General features: G+C 71.1%; 16 protein-coding genes and 1 pseudogene. 8 read left to right on the forward strand and 9 right to left on the reverse strand.

The genetic code is table 11. The annotated features are described in order from the left end of the window. Window positions 1–47: 47 nt before the first annotated feature. From OG306_RS17735 to OG306_RS17770, 8 genes are all read right to left on the reverse strand, one after another. Complete coding sequence (locus tag OG306_RS17735; protein ID WP_266906180.1) at window positions 48–1,571, reverse strand: MFS transporter; 1,524 nt, start codon at window positions 1,569–1,571, stop codon at window positions 48–50. A 68-nt stretch (window positions 1,572–1,639) separates the two neighbouring features. After that, window positions 1,640–2,806 (reverse strand): MalY/PatB family protein, encoded by a 1,167-nt coding sequence (locus OG306_RS17740; protein WP_266747119.1) that lies wholly within the window; start codon window positions 2,804–2,806, stop codon window positions 1,640–1,642. A 95-nt stretch (window positions 2,807–2,901) separates the two neighbouring features. Then, on the reverse strand, window positions 2,902–3,933 hold the full coding sequence (gene fbaA / locus OG306_RS17745) for a class II fructose-bisphosphate aldolase (RefSeq protein WP_266747120.1): 1,032 nt from the start codon (window positions 3,931–3,933) through the stop codon (window positions 2,902–2,904). 213 nt (window positions 3,934–4,146) lie between these two features. Continuing rightward, the gene (gene pyrE / locus OG306_RS17750) at window positions 4,147–4,686 is read right to left on the reverse strand and encodes an orotate phosphoribosyltransferase (RefSeq protein ID WP_266747121.1); all 540 of its coding nucleotides are present in this window, start codon (window positions 4,684–4,686) and stop codon (window positions 4,147–4,149) included. A 130-nt stretch (window positions 4,687–4,816) separates the two neighbouring features. After that, window positions 4,817–5,614: an aldose 1-epimerase gene (locus OG306_RS17755; RefSeq protein ID WP_266747122.1), complete on the reverse strand. Its 798-nt coding sequence runs from the start codon at window positions 5,612–5,614 to the stop codon at window positions 4,817–4,819. Between the two features lie 22 nt (window positions 5,615–5,636). Next, entirely contained in the window at window positions 5,637–6,665 is a 1,029-nt protein-coding gene (locus OG306_RS17760; RefSeq protein ID WP_266747123.1) for a carbon monoxide dehydrogenase, read from the reverse strand. Window positions 6,666–6,823: 158 nt separating this feature from the next. Beyond that, window positions 6,824–8,425, reverse strand: a complete 1,602-nt coding sequence (locus OG306_RS17765) for a polyamine aminopropyltransferase (RefSeq protein ID WP_266747124.1) — start codon at window positions 8,423–8,425, stop codon at window positions 6,824–6,826. 85 nt (window positions 8,426–8,510) lie between these two features. Beyond that, window positions 8,511–9,032 (reverse strand): DUF2617 family protein, encoded by a 522-nt coding sequence (locus OG306_RS17770; RefSeq protein ID WP_266747125.1) that lies wholly within the window; start codon window positions 9,030–9,032, stop codon window positions 8,511–8,513. A gap of 826 nt (window positions 9,033–9,858) precedes the next feature. Between OG306_RS17770 and OG306_RS17775 the strand changes: the two are divergent. The 8 genes and pseudogenes from OG306_RS17775 to OG306_RS17810 all read left to right on the forward strand — a co-directional run. Then, window positions 9,859–10,614, forward strand: a pseudogene (locus tag OG306_RS17775) (aminotransferase class I/II-fold pyridoxal phosphate-dependent enzyme); the annotation flags it as partial. Window positions 10,615–10,724: 110 nt separating this feature from the next. Beyond that, entirely contained in the window at window positions 10,725–11,891 is a 1,167-nt protein-coding gene (locus OG306_RS17780) for a pyridoxal phosphate-dependent aminotransferase (protein WP_266747126.1), read from the forward strand. Window positions 11,892–12,505: 614 nt separating this feature from the next. Then, the gene (locus OG306_RS17785) at window positions 12,506–13,198 is read left to right on the forward strand and encodes a hypothetical protein (protein WP_266747127.1); all 693 of its coding nucleotides are present in this window, start codon (window positions 12,506–12,508) and stop codon (window positions 13,196–13,198) included. A 78-nt stretch (window positions 13,199–13,276) separates the two neighbouring features. Beyond that, window positions 13,277–13,438, forward strand: coding sequence for a hypothetical protein (locus OG306_RS17790; protein ID WP_266747128.1), 162 nt, complete (start codon window positions 13,277–13,279; stop codon window positions 13,436–13,438). A gap of 11 nt (window positions 13,439–13,449) precedes the next feature. Continuing rightward, window positions 13,450–13,668, forward strand: a complete 219-nt coding sequence (locus OG306_RS17795) for a YbaB/EbfC family nucleoid-associated protein (RefSeq protein WP_266752277.1) — start codon at window positions 13,450–13,452, stop codon at window positions 13,666–13,668. A gap of 292 nt (window positions 13,669–13,960) precedes the next feature. Then, complete coding sequence (locus OG306_RS17800; RefSeq protein WP_266747129.1) at window positions 13,961–14,446, forward strand: hypothetical protein; 486 nt, start codon at window positions 13,961–13,963, stop codon at window positions 14,444–14,446. Window positions 14,447–14,454: 8 nt separating this feature from the next. Beyond that, window positions 14,455–15,210, forward strand: coding sequence for a LamG domain-containing protein (locus OG306_RS17805; protein WP_266747130.1), 756 nt, complete (start codon window positions 14,455–14,457; stop codon window positions 15,208–15,210). A gap of 142 nt (window positions 15,211–15,352) precedes the next feature. Further along, entirely contained in the window at window positions 15,353–15,937 is a 585-nt protein-coding gene (locus OG306_RS17810) for a sigma-70 family RNA polymerase sigma factor (RefSeq protein WP_266747131.1), read from the forward strand. A 3-nt stretch (window positions 15,938–15,940) separates the two neighbouring features. On the opposite strand, the gene OG306_RS17815 is transcribed toward OG306_RS17810, so the two are convergent. Continuing rightward, window positions 15,941–16,912, reverse strand: coding sequence for a hypothetical protein (locus OG306_RS17815; protein WP_266747132.1), 972 nt, complete (start codon window positions 16,910–16,912; stop codon window positions 15,941–15,943). Window positions 16,913–17,570 lie beyond the last annotated feature (658 nt).

The raw sequence follows: 17,570 nt of genomic DNA on the forward strand, positions 1-17,570 counted from the left end.
GCCGCGAGGAGCCCGTACGCGCCGGTGCGATGGCGGTCCGTAGCGGGTCAGTTCGCGCCCTGGTCCCCCTTCTCCTCCTGCACGGGCTCCAGGGGCGGGGCGGCGACGCCGCAGTGCACCGTGCACTTGGGCCGCGGCTTCGCCTCCTCGTCCGCCGTTACGGCCGGCTTCCGTACGGTCGCCCAGGCGATCAGTGAGCCCAGTACGAGCAGCCCGGCGCACATCGGCATGGCCCGCCGGAACGTCGAGGCGAACTCGCCGGCGTTCCGGTAGGCCTCCGGGCCCATCCCGGCGAGCAGCGGGAGCGCGGCCACCGCGATCAGCCCGGCGGCACGGGCGGCCGCGTTGTTGATCCCGCTGGCGAGGCCGGCCCGTGCGGTGTCCACGGAGGCCAGGACGGTCGCGGTGAGCGGTGCCACCATGGTGACGAGTCCGACGCCGATCACACCGACCGCGGGAAGCACGTCGGTGAGATAGCCGGATACGGAGCTCGATCCCGGCCCGACCCGCAACATCAGCAGCATTCCGGTGGCAGCAACGAGTGGGCCGACGGTGAGCGGGATGCGGGGTCCGATGCGCTGCCCCAATTCGCCCGAGGCAGCCGAGAAGAGCAGCATCAACACGGTCGTGGGCAGCAGGGCCGTGCCGGCGCCGAGGGCCGAGTAGCCGGCCACGACCTGGAGCTGGATCGCGGAGAGGAAGAAGTAGCCGCCGAGCGCCGCGTACACACAGAGGGTGATGATGTTGACGACGGTGAACTGCCGGGACGCGAACACCGACGGCGGCAGCATCGGGTCCGGCCGCCGCCGCTCCAGCCGTACGAACGCCGCCCCGAGCACGATCCCGCCGACGGCCGCCCCGATCACCGCACCGGACGCCCCCTGTCCCGGCGCCTCGATCAGCGCGTACGTCACCAGGGCGAGGGCGAGCGCGCCGAGCACGGCGCCCAGTACGTCGAAGCGTCCGTGCGCGTGCGGGTCACGCGATTCCGGTACGTGGCGCAGCGCCACCGGCAGGCAGACCGCGGCGAGCGGCACGTTGAGCAGGAACACCCACCGCCAGCCGGGCCCGTCGACGAGCCATCCGCCGACGAACGGCCCGACGGCGGCGCCGACCCCGCCGAGCCCCGACCACAGCCCGACGGCGCGGGCCCGGTCGTCCGGATGGAAGCTTGCCTGGATCAGCGCCAGCGAACCGGGAGTGAGGAGCGCCCCGCCGATGCCCTGGAGGGCACGGGCGGCGATCAGGACGGCGGCGTTCGGCGCGATACCGCACAGCACGGACGCGGTGGCGAACCAGACGACGCCGACGACGAAGACCCGCCGCCGTCCGTACCGGTCACCGAGGGCGCCCCCGAGGAGGATCAGCCCGGCGAGCGTCAGCATGTAGGCGTTGACGGTCCACTGGAGGGCAGCCAGGTCGGTGCCGAGGTCCCTGCCGATGCGGGGCAGGGCCACGTTGATGACGGTGGAGTCCAGCATCGCCATGCTGGAGCCGAGGACGGTGGTGAGGATGATCCAGCGTCCGGGTGCGGAGGCGGCACGAATCCCACCGGCGGGTGTCTCGCCCATGCGAGCAGCATCCCCGCTCCCCGTCCGCGCGGCCAGTCCACAGCGCGCCACCACCCGCACACCCCGAATCAGCGCGCCACCACCCGCACACCCCGAATCAGCGCCTCCACGCCCGCCTCCGCCTTGGACCGGGGGCACCCGACGTTCAGCCGTACGAAGCCCTCGGCCCCGTACACCGTCCCCGGCATCACCGCGACCTTTTCCCGCTCGATCAGCACCCGCTGCAACGCCTCGTCGTCGTCGACACCCGCCGGGCGCAGATCGATCCAGGCCAGGTATCCGGCCTGCGGCGGCTCCCAGCCCAGTTCCGGGAACGCCCCGTTCAGCCGTTCCGCGACCAGCGCCAGGTTCCCGGCGACATACGCGCGGGCCTCGTCCAGCCACGCCCCGGCCTCCCGGTACGCGGCGATGTGCGCGGTGAGCGACAGCACCGCCGGGGAGGCGAGCCCCTCCGCCGTCTCCATGCGGCGCAGGAACTCCGTCCGGTCGGCCGGGTCGCCGATCAGTCCGTACGAGCCGTTCAGCGCCGGGAAGTTGAACGCCTTCGACGCGGAGGAGATCAGCGCCCAGCGCCCCTCGCCGCCGACCCGCGTCCACGGCACGTGCACGCGCCCCTCGTGCACGAAGTCCGCGTGGATCTCGTCGCTGATCACCGCGACCCCGTGCCGGGCGGCGAGCGCCGACATCTCCCGGAGTTCGGCCTCCGCCCACACCCGGCCCGTCGGGTTGTGCGGCGAGCAGACGAGCAGGACCTTGCTGTCGGAGCGGGCGAGCTCGCGTTCCAGCGCGGCCGTGTCCCCCACCGGCACGCCGCGCAGTTCGCGCCCGAGCCCGGTGATCGCCTTGCGGAAACCGTCGTACGTCGGGGCGTGGACGACGACGCCGTCGCCGTCGGCCGTCCACATCTGCAGCAGCTGCGAGAGCTGACTGAGCACGGACGGCCCGTACACCAGCTGCCCGGCGTCTATCCGGGTCCCGTGCCGGGTCGCGTACCAGTGGGCTATCGCCGAGCGGAAGTCGTCCTGCTGCCACATCGTGTAGCCGAACACCCCGTGGTCGAGCCGGGCCCGCAGCGCGTCCAGCACCTCCGGCGCGGTCTCGAAGTCCATGTCGGAGATGGTGAACGGCAACAGCCCGTCCACCCCGAACCGGTCCGCGACCCCGTCCCACTGGACGCACCAGGTGCCCCGTCGGTCGACGGCGGTGTCGAAGTCGTAGCGCGCACTGGAACTCACGGCGATCCCTCATCACTCTTCTCGGACATGCCGTGGGCCCGGCACCCCCACGGTCTCTGGGATGCCGGGCCCACGGCCACGCTTCGTGCCGGCCGCTACTTCAGCTTGGTGCCGGTGGAACGCAGGTTGGCGCAGGCCTCCGTGACGCGCTTGGCCATGCCCGCCTCGGCGGACTTGCCCCAGCTGCGCGGGTCGTAGACCTTCTTGTTACCGACCTCGCCGTCGACCTTCAGCACACCGTCGTAGTTGCGGAACACGTGGTCCACGATCGGGCGGGTGAAGGCGTACTGGGTGTCGGTGTCGAGGTTCATCTTCACGACGCCGTTCTCCAGCGCGGTGGCGATCTCCTGCTCGGTGGAGCCGGAGCCGCCGTGGAAGACGAAATCGAAGGGCTGGCTACCAGCTGTCTTGCCGTACTTGGCGGCGACGCCCTCCTGGAGGTCCTTCAGCAGCTCGGGACGGAGCACGACGTTGCCCGGCTTGTAGACGCCGTGGACGTTGCCGAAGGAGGCGGCCAGCAGGTAGCGGCCCTTCTCGCCCAGACCGAGCGCCTCGGCGGTACGCAGCGCGTCGTCGACGGTCGTGTACAGCTCGTCGTTGATCTCGTGCGTGACGCCGTCCTCCTCGCCGCCGGTCGGGGTGATCTCGACCTCAAGAATGATCTTGGCGGCGGCGGCCTTGGCGAGCAGCTCCTGACCGATGGCCAGGTTGTCGGCGAGGGTCTCGGCCGAACCGTCCCACATGTGCGACTGGAACAGCGGGTTCTGGCCCTTGGCGACGCGCGCGGCGGAGATGTCGAGCAGCGGACGTACGTAACCGTCCAGCTTGTCCTTGGGGCAGTGGTCGGTGTGCAGCGCGACCGTGACGTCGTACTTGGCGGCGACGATGTGCGCGAACTCGGCAAGGGCGACGGCGCCCGTGACCATGTCCTTGTTGTACTGGCCGCCCAGGAACTCCGCCCCACCGGTGGAGATCTGGACGATGCCGTCGCTCTCCGCCTCCGCGAAGCCGCGCAGTGCAGCGTGCAGGGTCTGGGTCGACGTCACATTGATGGCCGGGTAGGCGAACTTGCCTGCCTTCGCCCGGTCGAGCATCTCGGCGTAGACCTCGGGGGTTGCGATGGGCATCTGTCCGCTCCTTGGGATGTGCGGGTGTGCGTTGCTGGTTCCCTGACCTGGGGGCGACGTCATCGTCGCCCCCATCTTCCCAGACTCTCGCTCCGGCTCCACCCGGCCCGGTGCCCCCGTGCCCGGGCAGACGATCCACGGGGACGCGCCAAGGGTGGGCTGTTTCACGTGAAACAGCCCACCCTTGGAGAAAGCCGCAGGTCAACCCGTACGTCAGGCGAGATCGAGGTCCGCCACCGTGTAGGCGTGGACATACGGGAGACCGGCCTCGGCGATGGCCGGAGCCGCACCCCGCTCCACGATCGTGGCGACGGCGACGACCTCGCCACCGGCCTCACGCACCGCTTCGACGGCCGTCAGCGGCGAACCGCCGGTCGTCGAGGTGTCCTCGACGACGAGACAGCGGCGGCCCTTCACGTCCGTGCCCTCGATACGGCGCTGCATCCCGTGCGCCTTCTGCGCCTTGCGGACGACGAACGCGTCCAGTTCCTGCCCGCGCGCGGCGGAGGCGTGCAGCATCGAGGTGGCGACCGGGTCGGCGCCCAGCGTCAGCCCGCCCACGCAGTCGTAGTCCAGTTCGGCGGTGGCGTCGAGCATGACCTGACCGACCATCGGAGCGGCCTTGCCGTCCAGCGTGATGCGGCGCAGGTCGATGTACCAGTCGGCCTCAAGACCCGAGGAGAGGGTCACTTTGCCGTGTACCACGGCCTTGTCCTTGATCTGCTGGAGCAGCTCAGCACGTACGTCAGTCATGGCTACGAGCTTAAGGCGCCCACTTCACGGCCCACGCCGACCGGTCTGACGGCTCCCGCCGGAGCACGCGGCCCGAGCCCGGGCCCACGCCCGGATCAGAGCCTGTGCCCGAATCAGAGCCCCACTCGGATCAGAGTCGGCGCCAGCTCCAGGTTGTCGCGATCTCCAGCGGTTCGATCGGGGTGACGTACTGGGGGGCGGTGTTCAGGCCGTTCGGCGGACCGGACTGCGGCTCCACGCAGACCGCCTCGGCCTGCTCGTCGTAGATCACGACCCATTCGGCCCGGCTCTTCACGGTCAGCTCCAGCTGTTCCGGCCAGGTGAGCGTCACGTCGACGCCGTCCGGCATCCCGAAGCAGTCGTCCCACGGGCCGGGCCGGGGCGCAATGCGGCGGCCGGTCGGCAGATGGTTCTCGCCCCGCTCCTCCTGCCAGGCCGCGTCGAAGGCCAGCTGTACGTCCTTGCCGCCGCCGAGATCGCGCAGGAACCAGGGGTGCCAGCCGGCCTGTGCCGGGAACGAATCCCCGTACGTCTCGACGCCGAAGGCGAGCGTGAGCGAGTCCTCGGCCAGTTCGACCGTCTGGGTCACCCGGCCCGGATAGGGCCAGGGATCGGCGAGGTCGTAATAGAACGCGGCCTCCCGCTCGCCCACCCGGGCGGTGCTCCAGGCCGTGTCCCTGCCGGTGCCGTGGATGGCGTGCGGCGGGGCGTTCAGCGGCAGCCGGTGCGAGACGCCGCCGTTGCGGAAGAGCCCGTTCTCGGTGCGCCCGCACCACGGCACCATCGGGAAGCAGCCGTACCGCTCCCCCTGCCGCAGCAACTCGGTGCCACCGATCCGCAGGCTGCTGATGCGACAGCCGTTGTCGGGGCTCACGGTCAACTCTGCGTCGCCGACGGAAAGCCGGACGTCCTTCTCGCTGCTACTCACCCGACCGACATTACTGGCGCGGCTACCTCCGCCGCCTCAGCGCCCGGCTCACCACGACCGCCGACGCGAGCGCGAGCGCCGCGGCGGGAGCTACCCAGCGGAGTGCGGCGCCCGCGGTGGTCGAATCGGGTGACGGTACGGGCGCGTACCGGCCGCGCGGCGGCGCGTGGTCGACCTCCTCGGCGCTGCGGCCGATCATGGTCCGCCTGGCGTGCGCGGCCTCGGCCGGGGGGCCGTCGGGGACGGTGAACTCCACCGCTGCCTCGGGATCGAGCGACGGCGGGGGAACAGGGGCGTCGAAGACGGATCCCGTGCCCGGGGGCTTCTCACCGGCGGGCGCCTCGTCCGCGGCGGCGTCATCCGCACCGGAGTCGCCGGCATCGTCGACGGCGCCGGTGACATCGGTGGCGGCGTCGGCGAGGTCCGCGCCGGAGTCGTCGACGGCATCCGGAGCGGCGCCGCGGGCGCGGGCCACGCCGGTCGTGTCGGCCTCCTCGGCCGCCTCCTCGATGGCCTGTTCCACCGCGTCCCCGACGGACCGCTCGGCCTCGTCGAGAACCTCGCCCACCGCCTCACCACCCGTGGAGCCGTCCGCACCACCCTCCGCCAGCGTCTCCGTCACCAGCTGCTGTGCGAAGCGGTCCAGCAGGCGGCAGGCCGCCGCGAGCGCCGCCGCCGGGTCCAGGTCCAGGATGCGGCCCTCGCCGCTCGCCGTACCCGCGAACCCGATGGCCGTACCGCCGTCCTTCCGTGTCAGGCCGATCGTCAGGACCAGCTTCGCCGAACCGGTCCCCCGGGCCTCGACGCCCTCGCCCGTCACCAGGATCCCGGCCCCGTCCGGACCGTCCTGCGGGGAAGCGGTGAACCGCAGCGCGCCGCGGTACGTGATCGTGTGGCCGTCGACCCGGACCTTGAGCCGGCCGGACAGCGGGCCCGCGGACGCGTCGGCGTCCTGCTGGAGCCCCGGTACGCAGCGCGCGACGCGGGCGGGATCGCCCAGCGTCCGCCGAAGGGCCGGGACCGGAACCGGAACGAACACCTCATGCTCCATGGAAACCGAGCCTACTCAGCCCCGGCCGTCCCGTCAGCGATTCCGCGTCGCGGGGCCGCCGGGCTCACGGCGTACGAGGCCCGGCCCACCGCCCCTCCCCGCACCCTTCCCGGCACACACCGAGCCCGGCCAAACACCCCTCCCGCGCCGCGCTCGGTTCACCGCTCCTCCCAGTACCGCGGATGCACCAGCGTCGACGGCGGCAGCGGCCCGCGCGGCCGGGCGCTCTCCGCGTCCCGCCCCGCGCACACCAGCGAGGGCTGTGTCAGCGACCGCAGCTTCGGCACCCCGGGGCCGAGCCGGAGCGCGGGCGCCGTGCCCCGGCCGGCGAGGACGAAGCCCCAGCCGTCCTCGGCCCGCGCCCGGTGCGTGGCCCGGTCGGGGCCGGCCGCGAAATCGGGGAGCCGGCCGCTGATCCGGTACGGGCGGGTGCGCAGGCCCGCCGCCCTCATCGACGCATCCACCGTCCAGTACGTACGCGGCCGGGTGACCGGCGGGCCCCCGTGCACCACCAGCCGGCCGCCCGGGGCGAGGGTCTCGGCGATCAGACCGTAGAACTCCGCCGAGTACAGCTTCGTGCTGTCGGAGATCCCCGGGTCGGGCAGATCGGAGATCACCACGTCGTACCTGCCGTGCGCCCCTCGCAGCCAGTTGAAGGCGTCCGCGTCGACGGCCGTCAGCCGCGGATCACGGAACGCGTGGGCGTTCAGCGCCGAGAGCGCGCGGTCGGTACGGGCCAGCCGGGTGAGACCGGAGTCGAGCTCGACGAGGGTGACGCCGCGTACCTCCGGGTAGCGCAGCACCTCCCGTGCGGCCAGGCCGTCGCCGCCGCCCAGGATCAGGACGCGGGCGCGCGGCCCGCTCATCGCCGGATGCACCAGCGCCTCGTGGTAGCGGTACTCGTCGCGCCCGCTGACCCGCAGTCGCCCGTCCAGATACAGGTCGAGGGAGCCGCGGCCCGCCCCCGTCAGCACGACCTCCTGCACCCCGGTCTGCACCGCGACCCGCACCCCGTCCCCGTACACGGCACGCCGCGCCGCCCGCTCGAAGTCGTCGACCAGCGCGGTCGCGGTGGCGAGCACGGCGATCACCATGACGTTGACGAGGATCAGCAGCCACCGGGAGCGCGAGGTGAGGTCCCGCCGGAACACCCACAGCACCAGCGCCCCGCCCGCCGCCGCGTTGACCGTGCCGGTCAGCAGCGCCCCCGTGAGCTGGCCGAGCACCGGCAGCAGCAGGAAGGGGAATGCCAGCCCGCCGACCAGCGCGCCCACGTAGTCGGCGGCGAACAGATCCGCGACGGTCCCGCCCGCGTCCTGCCGGTCGACCCGCTGGATCAGCGTCATCAACAGGGGGATCTCCGCACCGATCAGGACGCCGATCGTGAGCGAGAACCCGACCAGGGCGAACCGCGACTCCCCGATCCAGGCGAACGACGCGTACAGCACGATCGCCGAGGAACCGCCGACGAGTGCGAGCGCCGCCTCGATCAGCCCGAAACCGACCGCGGCACGGCTGCGTAAACGTTTCGCGAGGAGCGAGCCGACGCCCATCGCGAACACCATCACGGAGAGCACGACGGACGCCTGGGTGACCGAATCACCGATCAAGTAGGAAGCGAGCGCCACCAGTTCGAGCTCGTACACCAGACCGCAGGCGGCACAGACGAAGACAGCGGCCAGCACGAGACACCGGCCGGTCCTCGGCCGTACGGGAAGACACGCCGCGCCCCCTCGCAGCGACACCTGCTGGTCGATCATGAGGCGAACGCTACGTCACAATAAGGTGGCCGCCTGTCACCCACAAGGATGTAAGTGGCGTACTCACCAGGGAGTTGGGTCCGTGTCAGTGTGCTGCCGCCGGAATCCGCATCCCCACTCGGGTACGCGTCACCACCAACTGCCCCTCCTGCGGATACGCATGCCAGGTGCGCCACCGCACCTGGCCCTCGGTCCGCTGGCCGAGCATGGCGGTGAAGGCGTGCGGGCTGCCGGGGAACGTCCCGGCGAGACCGTGGGGATGGTCGGCCACGAGCGCGAGGAGTTCCTGCGCGCGCCCGGCGAACGAGCCCGCCGAGAGCGTCTCGACGCGCGCCGCGAACTCGTACTCCCATTCACCGAGCCGTTTGGCGACCCCGAGCGGCAGCGGTGTGCTGCTGCCGGGGATGCACGCGACGGTTTCGGAACAGGTACCCCGGTCCTCCTCCAGGAGGACCTGGTGGGAGGCGCCGAGCAGGCGCATCTGAAGCCGGGCACCCGCGAGATCGAGGTCGAGCACGGCCAGGGCGGGGAGCGGTTCGCGCCCCAGCGCCCAGGCCAGGTCGGCAGCACGGGTGTCGGAATAGGCCGTCTGGAGGGTCGTGAGCATGGGTCGGCTCCGCAAACAAGCGTGGACACATGGACAGTGGACGCCTCCGACGTGCTTGCACGCGGGAGGGGGGAAGCGCCCGATCAGGTCCAACTGGGGTCCGAGGGCTGGATGTTCTCTCCATCGAGGGAATCACGAATAAGCCGCATCCACAGGGTTTTTACCCAACTTGCCGTGGTTTCCATCCCCTCGGGGGTCTCTCGGATCATCTGTTCACCGGCATCTCGCAAAACGCCCAACAAAAAGGTGTCCGGCGGGAGTTCACCCGCCGGACACCTGTCGGGCACCGGACCGCGAGGGTCCGGCACCGGGCGAAGGACATCGCCCGGTCACGGACCAGCTGCCCCGTGTCAGCTGCCTCCGCCGCATCCGCCCCCGCCGCCGCACGACGAACCGCCACCGCACGAGGAGTGGCCGCCGCCGCACGAATGCCCCCCGGAGTGACCACCGGAGTGACCACCCGAGTGACCACCGGAGTGGCTGCTGCTGCCACCGCCGCAGGAGGAGCCACCGCCGCTGTCACCGCCCGCCCACCAGCTGCCGCCCGCGGCGCTGCCACCGCCCGCACCCCGGCGCGCGCTCCGTCCGCGCGACTTCTTTCTGTTCCCGGCCCCCTTCACGAGCGAGACGATCAGTCCGATCACCGCCGCCGCGATCACCACTCCGACAAAAGTCCCCACCGACCTCACGTCCTTCCGTTCCCCCGAAAGAGGTCCTTCGCTTCCGTCTGCTCGGTCCGCTTCTTGCGTGAGTGGGGGATGCCCTCGCCCCCGCACGGCCAAAGCAGACTTGAGCAACTCCAGAGCTTCCGCGCAGGATGGCGGCCATGACACAGGGACGACCGCTGCTCAACCGCCGCCTCGCAGAGTTCGGCACGACGATCTTCGCGGAGATGTCGGCGCTTGCCGTACGGACCGGCTCCATCAACCTCGGCCAGGGCTTCCCCGACACGGACGGCCCTCAGGAGATCCGCGAGGCCGCGATCCGTGCCCTGCGGGCCGGGCACGGCAATCAGTACCCGCCGGGCCCCGGCGTACCCGAACTGCGCACCGCGATCGCCGACCACCAGCAACGGCGCTACGGGCTCGTCCATGACCCCGACACCGAGGTCCTGGTCACCGCGGGCGCCACCGAGGCCATCGCCGCGGCCCTGCTGGCCCTGCTGGAGCCCGGCGACGAGGTGATCGCCCTGGAGCCGTACTACGACTCGTACGCCGCCTGCATCGCCATGGCGGGCGGCAGCCGCGTCCCCGTCACCCTCCACCCCGACGCGGCCACCGGCACCTACCGCCTCGACCTCGACGAACTGCGCGCCGCCGTCACCCCCCGCACCCGGCTGATCCTGCTGAACAGCCCGCACAATCCCACCGGCACCGTCCTCACCCGTGAGGAACTCGGCGCGATCGCCGCACTGGCCTGCGAGCGCGACCTCCTGGTCGTCACCGACGAGGTCTACGAACACCTGGTCCTCGAGGGCGAGCACCTCCCGCTCGCCGGCTTCCCCGGGATGCGCGAACGCACCGTCACCATCGGCTCGGCCGGCAAGACGTACTCCTTCACCGGCTGGAAGGTCGGCTGGGTCAATCCCCTTTCGCCTACCTATTGGACACTGGCCGCGTGAGCGCCCGTTTGGGCATAGTCCAGGATGGCGCTCGAAGAATCGACGGATACCCGGGTGAGGATGGTAAAGACATGGGCGGCAGGCCGCTGCTGAACCGCAGGCTGGACGGGCTCGGGACGACGATCTTCGCGGAAATGTCGGCACTGGCGACAGCGACGGGCGCGATCAACCTGGGCCAGGGCTTCCCGGACACGGACGGCCCGGAGTCAGTACGCGAGGCCGCCGTACGAGCGCTGCGCGACGGCCGCGGCAACCAGTACCCGCCGGGCCCGGGCATCCCGGAGCTGCGTCAGGCGATCGCCGACCACCAGCGCCGCTTCTACGGCCTGAGCTTCGACCCGGACACGGAGGTCCTGGTCACCGCAGGGGCGACGGAGGCGATCGCCGCGACCATGCTCGCCCTCCTCGAACCAGGAGACGAGGTCATCGCCTTCGAGCCCTTCTACGACTCCTACGCTGCCTGCATCGCCATGGCGGGAGCGAAGCGCGTACCGCTCACCCTGCGCGCGCCGTCCTTCCGCCCGGACCTGGACGAGCTGCGGTCCAAGATCACCCCGCAGACCCGCCTCCTTCTCCTCAACACGCCTCACAACCCGACCGGGATGGTCCTCACCGCCGAAGAGCAGAGCGCCATCGCCGCACTCGCCATCGAGCACGACCTGCTGGTCGTCACCGACGAGGTGTACGAGCACCTTGTCTATGAGGGCACGCACCGCCCCATCGCGGCCCTGCCCGGCATGCGTGAGCGCACCGTCTCCATTTCGTCCGCCGGCAAGACCTTCTCGTTCACCGGATGGAAGGTTGGCTGGGTCACGGCGAACGGCCCGCTCGTCTCAGCGGTCCGGACGGCCAAGCAGTACCTGACGTACGTCAGCGCGGGCCCCTTCCAGTACGCGATCGCCGAAGCGCTGCGCCTGCCGGACTCGTACTTTGACAGCTTCCGCACCAACCTCCGTCGCAAGCGCAATCTGCTCGGCGACGGCCTGCGCGCGGCCGGGTTCGAGGTCTACCAACCCCAGGGCACTTACTTCATCACCACCGACATCACCTCCTTCGGTGAGAAGGACGCCTACGCCTTCTGCCGCGCCCTCCCCGAACGCTGCGGCGTCGTCGCCATCCCCAACTCCGTTTTCTACGACGACCTCGACGCCGGCCGCAGCCAGGTCCGCTTCACCTTCTGCAAGAGGGACGACGTCCTCCAGGAGGCAGCCAGTCGGCTGCGGCGCCTGGCGTCTTGAACCCGCGTCCCCTTCATCCCGAATGAAGTACGGACCCCAACCTGACCAGGGGCTTTACGTGCATCCCGGCCCGGCGCGGTCCCGAGCCGCCTGCGCCATTCGGCACCGGTCCCCACGAGAGGAGGGACCGGTGGCGACTGGCGCGGCGTCGTTTTCCGGACGCGCCGGGGCGGGCGGCGCGGAGGAGTCCGGGGGGCGAAGGGCCGGGTGCCGGGGAGCTGTTGACCATGGCGATCAGGACGGCGATCCCGGCGATGGTGAGGACACAGCCCGCGATGATCAGGGTGCGCTGAGTAGGCCGAGCTCCTCCGCAGTAATGTCTCCGCGTCGGCGAGGCCACGCTGCGCGAGCTGTTGGACGCCTGACCGACCGAACGCCCGGCCCGGCGCGTATGCCGTACCCGGCTCCTACACCGGTCACAGGCCGAGCGGACTCTCCCCTCCACTGCCCCGGACAAGGCGTCGCCGCATATCCCGGCGCACCGGCGCACATCCAGGGGCGGACAGGTCCGCTGTCTCACAGGCCTGTCACAACTTAACGGCACACCGAACCACTTCCGGATCGGACGCGTAATCACCAGTGACACATTTATGCCGCACCTCCTGAGGAAATTCATGACGCGCAGATGGCCGCTCATCACCACGATCACCGTATTGACCATCGCGCTGGCCTTCGTCGTCGTCCAACTGGTGCGCGGCCAGGACTCCGGGAAGGAACAGGCCGGGGCGAAACCGGGTGGGGCGAAACCGGCCGCGTCGAGCCCCGGCGTGCCGGGAGGGCTGGAATCCGCGTCGTCGACGCCCAAGAAGCACGACGACAAGGGCGAGAGCCAGGCGCCCTCCGGGGTTCTCCCCAGCCCGGGGACCACTTTCCCCAGCACGGGGACCACGAGGCACACCTCACCGACGGGGCAGACGACCGCCCAGGCCAAGATCCCGGAACACGCCGCGGACAAAACCCGTACGACGACTCCGGCGCCCGTCGTCATCAAGCCGGTCGCGAAGCTGCACGCCGCCACGTCCTGGAAGTCCGACCGGCTGCAGCTGGGCATGCAGGCCGACGGCAACCTCGTGCTCTACGACCGGCAGGAAAAGCGGGTGCTCTGGGCTGCCGGCACCTCCGGCGAGGGCAACATGGCGGCCTTCCAGGATGACGGCAATCTCGTCATCTACACCGCAGCCGGTCGAGCGATATGGGCCTCGAACCCCGCCGGCTTCACCAACGCCACCCTGGTCATCCAGCCCGACGGCAACGTCGTCATCATGGCCGGTGGGAAGCAGGTGTGGGCCACGAACACGCACATCTGACGCCGACAGCAGGCCCGTCCCGGGCGCCCCACAGCCGCCACCACGCCTCTTCTTCCCCAACGCAGGGAACGTGACGCCATGTCCGACAACGGTCGGATCGACTTCGCCGCGCCGGCTCACCAGGCCCGCCGTACGGAGGGCGAGATGGCGGGCGTCCAGGAGGACCTGACGAAAGTCCAGGCCACCGGCTACGGCACGACGGTCTGGTCGCGGCGACGGTCTCCGGCGACGGCCGGATAGTCGCGCTGCGCATCGATCCCTCGGTGATCGACCCTGACGATCCGGAGATCCTCGCCGACTTGATCATCGTGGCGGTCGACAGCGCGAACCAGGCCGTGCAGGAGCAGCGGGCGGCAAGTCTGGCCGTCGTCACCGACAGCTTCAACGGCCTCCTCTCGGGACTGCGTCCGACGGGACCGGGACATCCCGGACCTCGCACCTCGGGCGGGGGCGGCTTCGCCGCGAACTGATCCGCCGACCCCGCGCGCCCCGGCCGTACTCCCTGAACGGGATCTGCCGGTCGCGGTGCGCGGGCTCGTGTCCTGACGGAAGCCCCTGTGTCCGCCCCGGCGCCAAGGTCACAGCACAGATGAAGAGCCTCGATGTCCCGCATCATCTTCCATCGCCCCCCCAGGGTCGTCCCGCCACAGCTCCCGACGGAACCGGTGGTGCTCTCGGCGCCGCCGTAGCCGGTCGGCAAGGACTCGGGCGCGAACTGGATCTACATGCTCATGCCCCTGCTGTCCAGCATCAGCATGGCTGATGTCCGGCGGCAGAAAGCTACTGATTCTGCTGGGCATCGCCTTCGTGGTGCTGTCGATCGGCGTCACCGTTGCCGTCCGGATGCAGATGCGTGGCCAGGCGCGCAAGAAGAAGATGCGAGCCCGGGACCTCTACCTGGAGCATCTGGTCGAAGTGCGGGGCGTCGCCCGGCAGGTCGCCGAGAACCAGCGACTGGTCGCGGCGTGGTCCTTCCTGGTGAACAGCCGGGGAAGGACGGCGGACGCCGGCGACCGCGTCGTGAACACTCGGGAACGGTTGGCGGACGATGCGCCCGCGCCGCCGGAACGTCGCAACTCCCCATGTTCCACTGCCCCGGACAAGGCGTCGCCGCATATCCCGGCGCACCGGCGCACATCCAGGGGCGGACAGGTCCGCTGTCTCACAGGCCTGTCACAACTTAACGGCACACCGAACCACTTCCGGATCGGACGCGTAATCACCAGTGACACATGCCGCACCTCCTGAGGAAATTCATGCCGCGCAGATGGCCGCTCATCACCACGATCACCGTATTGACCATCGCGCTGGCCTTCGTCGTCGTCCAACTGGTGCGCGGCCAGGACTCCGGGAAGGAACAGGCCGGGGCGAAACCGGGTGGCGACGCCGAGTCGCTGCAGGGCCTCGGCTGGTGGCCCCTGCACCAGTCCGGCACCGCGAAGGCCGGCGAGCACGACGCCGTGGTCAGGGGCGGCACGCAGTGGACCGACGGCCCCGAGGGCGGCGCCGTGCAACTGGACGGCACCAGCGGATACGCGGACTCCAACACCCGGCTCGACACCGTGGGCAAGGACTACTCGGTCGCCGCGCGGGTGCGCCTCAACCCCCAGGGCATGACCGGCATCCACACCGCCCTGTCCCAGGACGGCGACCGGATCAGCACGTTCTTCCTCCAGTACTCCGGCCCGGACGGGAACTTCGCCTTCAGTTTCAGCGGTGCCCGTACGGTCGCGAAGACGCCCGAGAAGCCGCAGCCCGGCCGCTGGTACCACCTGACCGGCACGTACAGTCAGAAGGACCACCGGATGCAGGTCTACGTGGACGGCCGGCTCGCGGGAACCAGGGTGGCCTCCAGCAGCGTGAAACCCACCGGCACTGTGGTGATCGGACGCGGCAAGTTCGATGGGAAGGCGGCCGACTACTGGAACGGTGACATCGCCGACGTACATGCCTACAACCGGGAGTTGACGTCCCGTGAGGTGGGCTCGCTTTCCTCTCGCGAACCGGACTGACCGGCGCTGACGGGGCGAGTTCACCGCCGCCGCAGGCTGACGGGCGCCGCACGGGCGCACGGCGGTTCGCGGCGGCGCCTGCCGGTTGTCCCGCAGCCGGCGGAGCCCGTCTTCCCCACAGACGACCGGAGAGGAAGGGCGCTTGTCGAACAGCGCTTCGACCGAAGACCTCATACCTGGCCCCCGCGCCGCGGAACCCCACCCCGACGAGTTCCTCAGAGCGCTCTACCACTTCCACGGCAGCGCGTTGCTGCAGTTCGCCGCACGGCGGCTGGAGGGCGACTGGCACCGCGCCGAGGACGTCGTCCAGGAAGTCGCGATACGCGCCTGGCGGCACGCCGAGGAACTCGACCCGACCACGGATTCGGTGCGGCCCTGGCTGTTCACCGCGCTGCGCCATCTGGTCATCGACGGTCACCGGGCCCGCCAGGCCAGACCACCGGAGACCGGCGACCCCGAACTCGCCCACCTGCCGGTGTCCGACGGCGTGGACCACATGCTCACCTCCCAGGTGCTCACCGACGCCTTGGGGGACCTGCGGCCGGCACAGCGCGAGGTCCTGCTGCACGTGCACTACCTGGGACGCAGCGTCAACCAGACGGCCAAGGTCCTCGGCGTGCCGCCGGGCACCGTCAAGTCCCGGACGTTCTACGCCGCCCGCGCCCTGCGCGAGGCACTGCACAGCCGCGGGCTGTACGCGGACGGCCTGTACCGCGAGGCCGGATGACACTTATGCCATACGTCCCGCGTGCCGGGTGATCTCCAGGCCGAGCGGCCCGGTGTCGAGCGATCCGTCCGCACCGGCACGCCAGCGCCACCCCGTGGGTGCCTCGCCGACCACCAGCAGCGCGTCCCCACGCCGCAGACCGGCCAGTGCCCCCTCCCGTCGCGGGAGCTGCGAGGCGTCCACGACGAACAAGTGCGGCGCCTCGCCCTGGACGGCGATCCGGCTGCTGCCCTCGATCAGCCGGAAGATCTGGGTGACGTCGGGCGAGCCGGGCTCCGGCGCTCCCGTGCCCGCCGACGCCGCCACCGTGGCGAACGCATCCTCCAGGCTGGCCGCGTCGTGCAGTCGCGAGGTCCGCAGCTCGTCGCCGGAAAGGAGCCGGCCGTCGGCCAGGGATCCCACCAGGGTGACCTCGGCGAGCGCCCCCACAGGACCGGCGAGCGCCTCGGTGACGACGGCCCGCACCAGGCTGCGCACCTCCTTGTCCGGACCCGTCACCGAGACGGGCCCCGTTGCCCGGGAGAGGTCGACCAGCACGCGGTCGGGTCCGTCCAGGCCCACCGTCACCGTCAGCGCGTACGGCAGGGCCGGTTCGCCCTCCGGGCCGGGGCGGTGCAAATCGTCGGGCGAGATCGTCCAGCGCTCGCCGTCCGCCTCGACGCTCCAGGGCGCGGGGGCGGCCTCCTCGGCCCCGGCCAGCAGCAGTGCGAGCCGCTTCTCGGAGTAGACGACGGCGTACAGGTCGGGCAGCGACCGGCCGGAGCGCAGGCATTCGCCCGTCAGCCGGCGCAGGCCCGCGTTGACCACGTCCAGCGCCTCCCGGCCCACGACGGCCGCCGAGGCGGCGACGGGCTTCGACGGGCGGGGGCGTCGCCCGGGCTTCGGCGGGCGGGGCCGTCGCTCGGTGACGATCAGCGCGGCCACCGCCCCGATCAGCGCCAGCCCCAGCACCACGGCCAGGACGTACCAGATCATCTTCTGACTCCTTGTCGGGACGCCCCGGCGACGGAGCCGGGAGGGTCGAGAACGGGGGCGGCACAGTCGCTGCGCCGTGCCCCCGATGGCCACTACGGCGCCCGTCGGCGGATGGTTCACCGGTGCGCCGGGTGAACCATCCGCCGACGGGCGCCGTAGGTCCCGTCAGTGGCACGGCAGCCGCCGAGTGCGGCTGCCGAGGCCCCCATTCACGCCGGCTGGAGGACGTTCTCGTGTCGTTGATGTTGACCGTGGTCGAGGAGGGCGGTGAAGCGTTCGACGTCCACCTCGACGCCGATCCCGACACGCCTGTGCGCGCTGTCGCGGAGGCGCTGGCCGGGGCAGGAGGCGTCCACCAGCCCCCGGAGGGCCTCGGCCTGTACGCCGGCGACCGGCTGCTGCCCGCCGATATGCGGCTGCGGGACGCGCCGCTGCACCACGCGGCCATCGTGGGCCTGGGCCGCACGGCGGGCACCGTGTCGGCCGAACCGGCCGGGCTGGTGGAGGTCCGTACGGTCGGTGGGACCGGCGCGGGCACCGTGCACCGGCTCGACATGGGGGAGTACCGGATCGGGCTGGCCCACGACGGGACCGCCCAGGTGCTGCGCGCCGTACCGGACCGTCCGTTCGCCGTCCTGGCGGTGGGCCCCCAAGGACG

Source organism: Streptomyces sp. NBC_01241, from assembly GCF_041435435.1.
GTDB lineage: Bacteria > Actinomycetota > Actinomycetes > Streptomycetales > Streptomycetaceae > Streptomyces.

Excerpts from the sequence above, each read along its gene's own strand:
- OG306_RS17770 (WP_266747125.1), bottom strand. The coding sequence starts at position 9,032 with ATGCTCACGACCCTCCAGACGGCCTATTCCGACACCCGTGCTGCCGAC.
- fbaA (WP_266747120.1), bottom strand. The coding sequence starts at position 3,933 with ATGCCCATCGCAACCCCCGAGGTCTACGCCGAGATGCTCGACCGGGCG.
- OG306_RS17790 (WP_266747128.1), top strand. The coding sequence starts at position 13,277 with ATGTCCGACAACGGTCGGATCGACTTCGCCGCGCCGGCTCACCAGGCC.
- OG306_RS17735 (WP_266906180.1), bottom strand. The coding sequence starts at position 1,571 with ATGGGCGAGACACCCGCCGGTGGGATTCGTGCCGCCTCCGCACCCGGA.
- OG306_RS17805 (WP_266747130.1), top strand. The coding sequence starts at position 14,455 with ATGCCGCGCAGATGGCCGCTCATCACCACGATCACCGTATTGACCATC.
- OG306_RS17765 (WP_266747124.1), bottom strand. The coding sequence starts at position 8,425 with ATGATCGACCAGCAGGTGTCGCTGCGAGGGGGCGCGGCGTGTCTTCCC.
- pyrE (WP_266747121.1), bottom strand. The coding sequence starts at position 4,686 with ATGACTGACGTACGTGCTGAGCTGCTCCAGCAGATCAAGGACAAGGCC.
- OG306_RS17785 (WP_266747127.1), top strand. The coding sequence starts at position 12,506 with ATGACGCGCAGATGGCCGCTCATCACCACGATCACCGTATTGACCATC.
- OG306_RS17815 (WP_266747132.1), bottom strand. The coding sequence starts at position 16,912 with ATGATCTGGTACGTCCTGGCCGTGGTGCTGGGGCTGGCGCTGATCGGG.
- OG306_RS17780 (WP_266747126.1), top strand. The coding sequence starts at position 10,725 with ATGGGCGGCAGGCCGCTGCTGAACCGCAGGCTGGACGGGCTCGGGACG.
- OG306_RS17800 (WP_266747129.1), top strand. The coding sequence starts at position 13,961 with ATGTCCGGCGGCAGAAAGCTACTGATTCTGCTGGGCATCGCCTTCGTG.
- OG306_RS17760 (WP_266747123.1), bottom strand. The coding sequence starts at position 6,665 with ATGGAGCATGAGGTGTTCGTTCCGGTTCCGGTCCCGGCCCTTCGGCGG.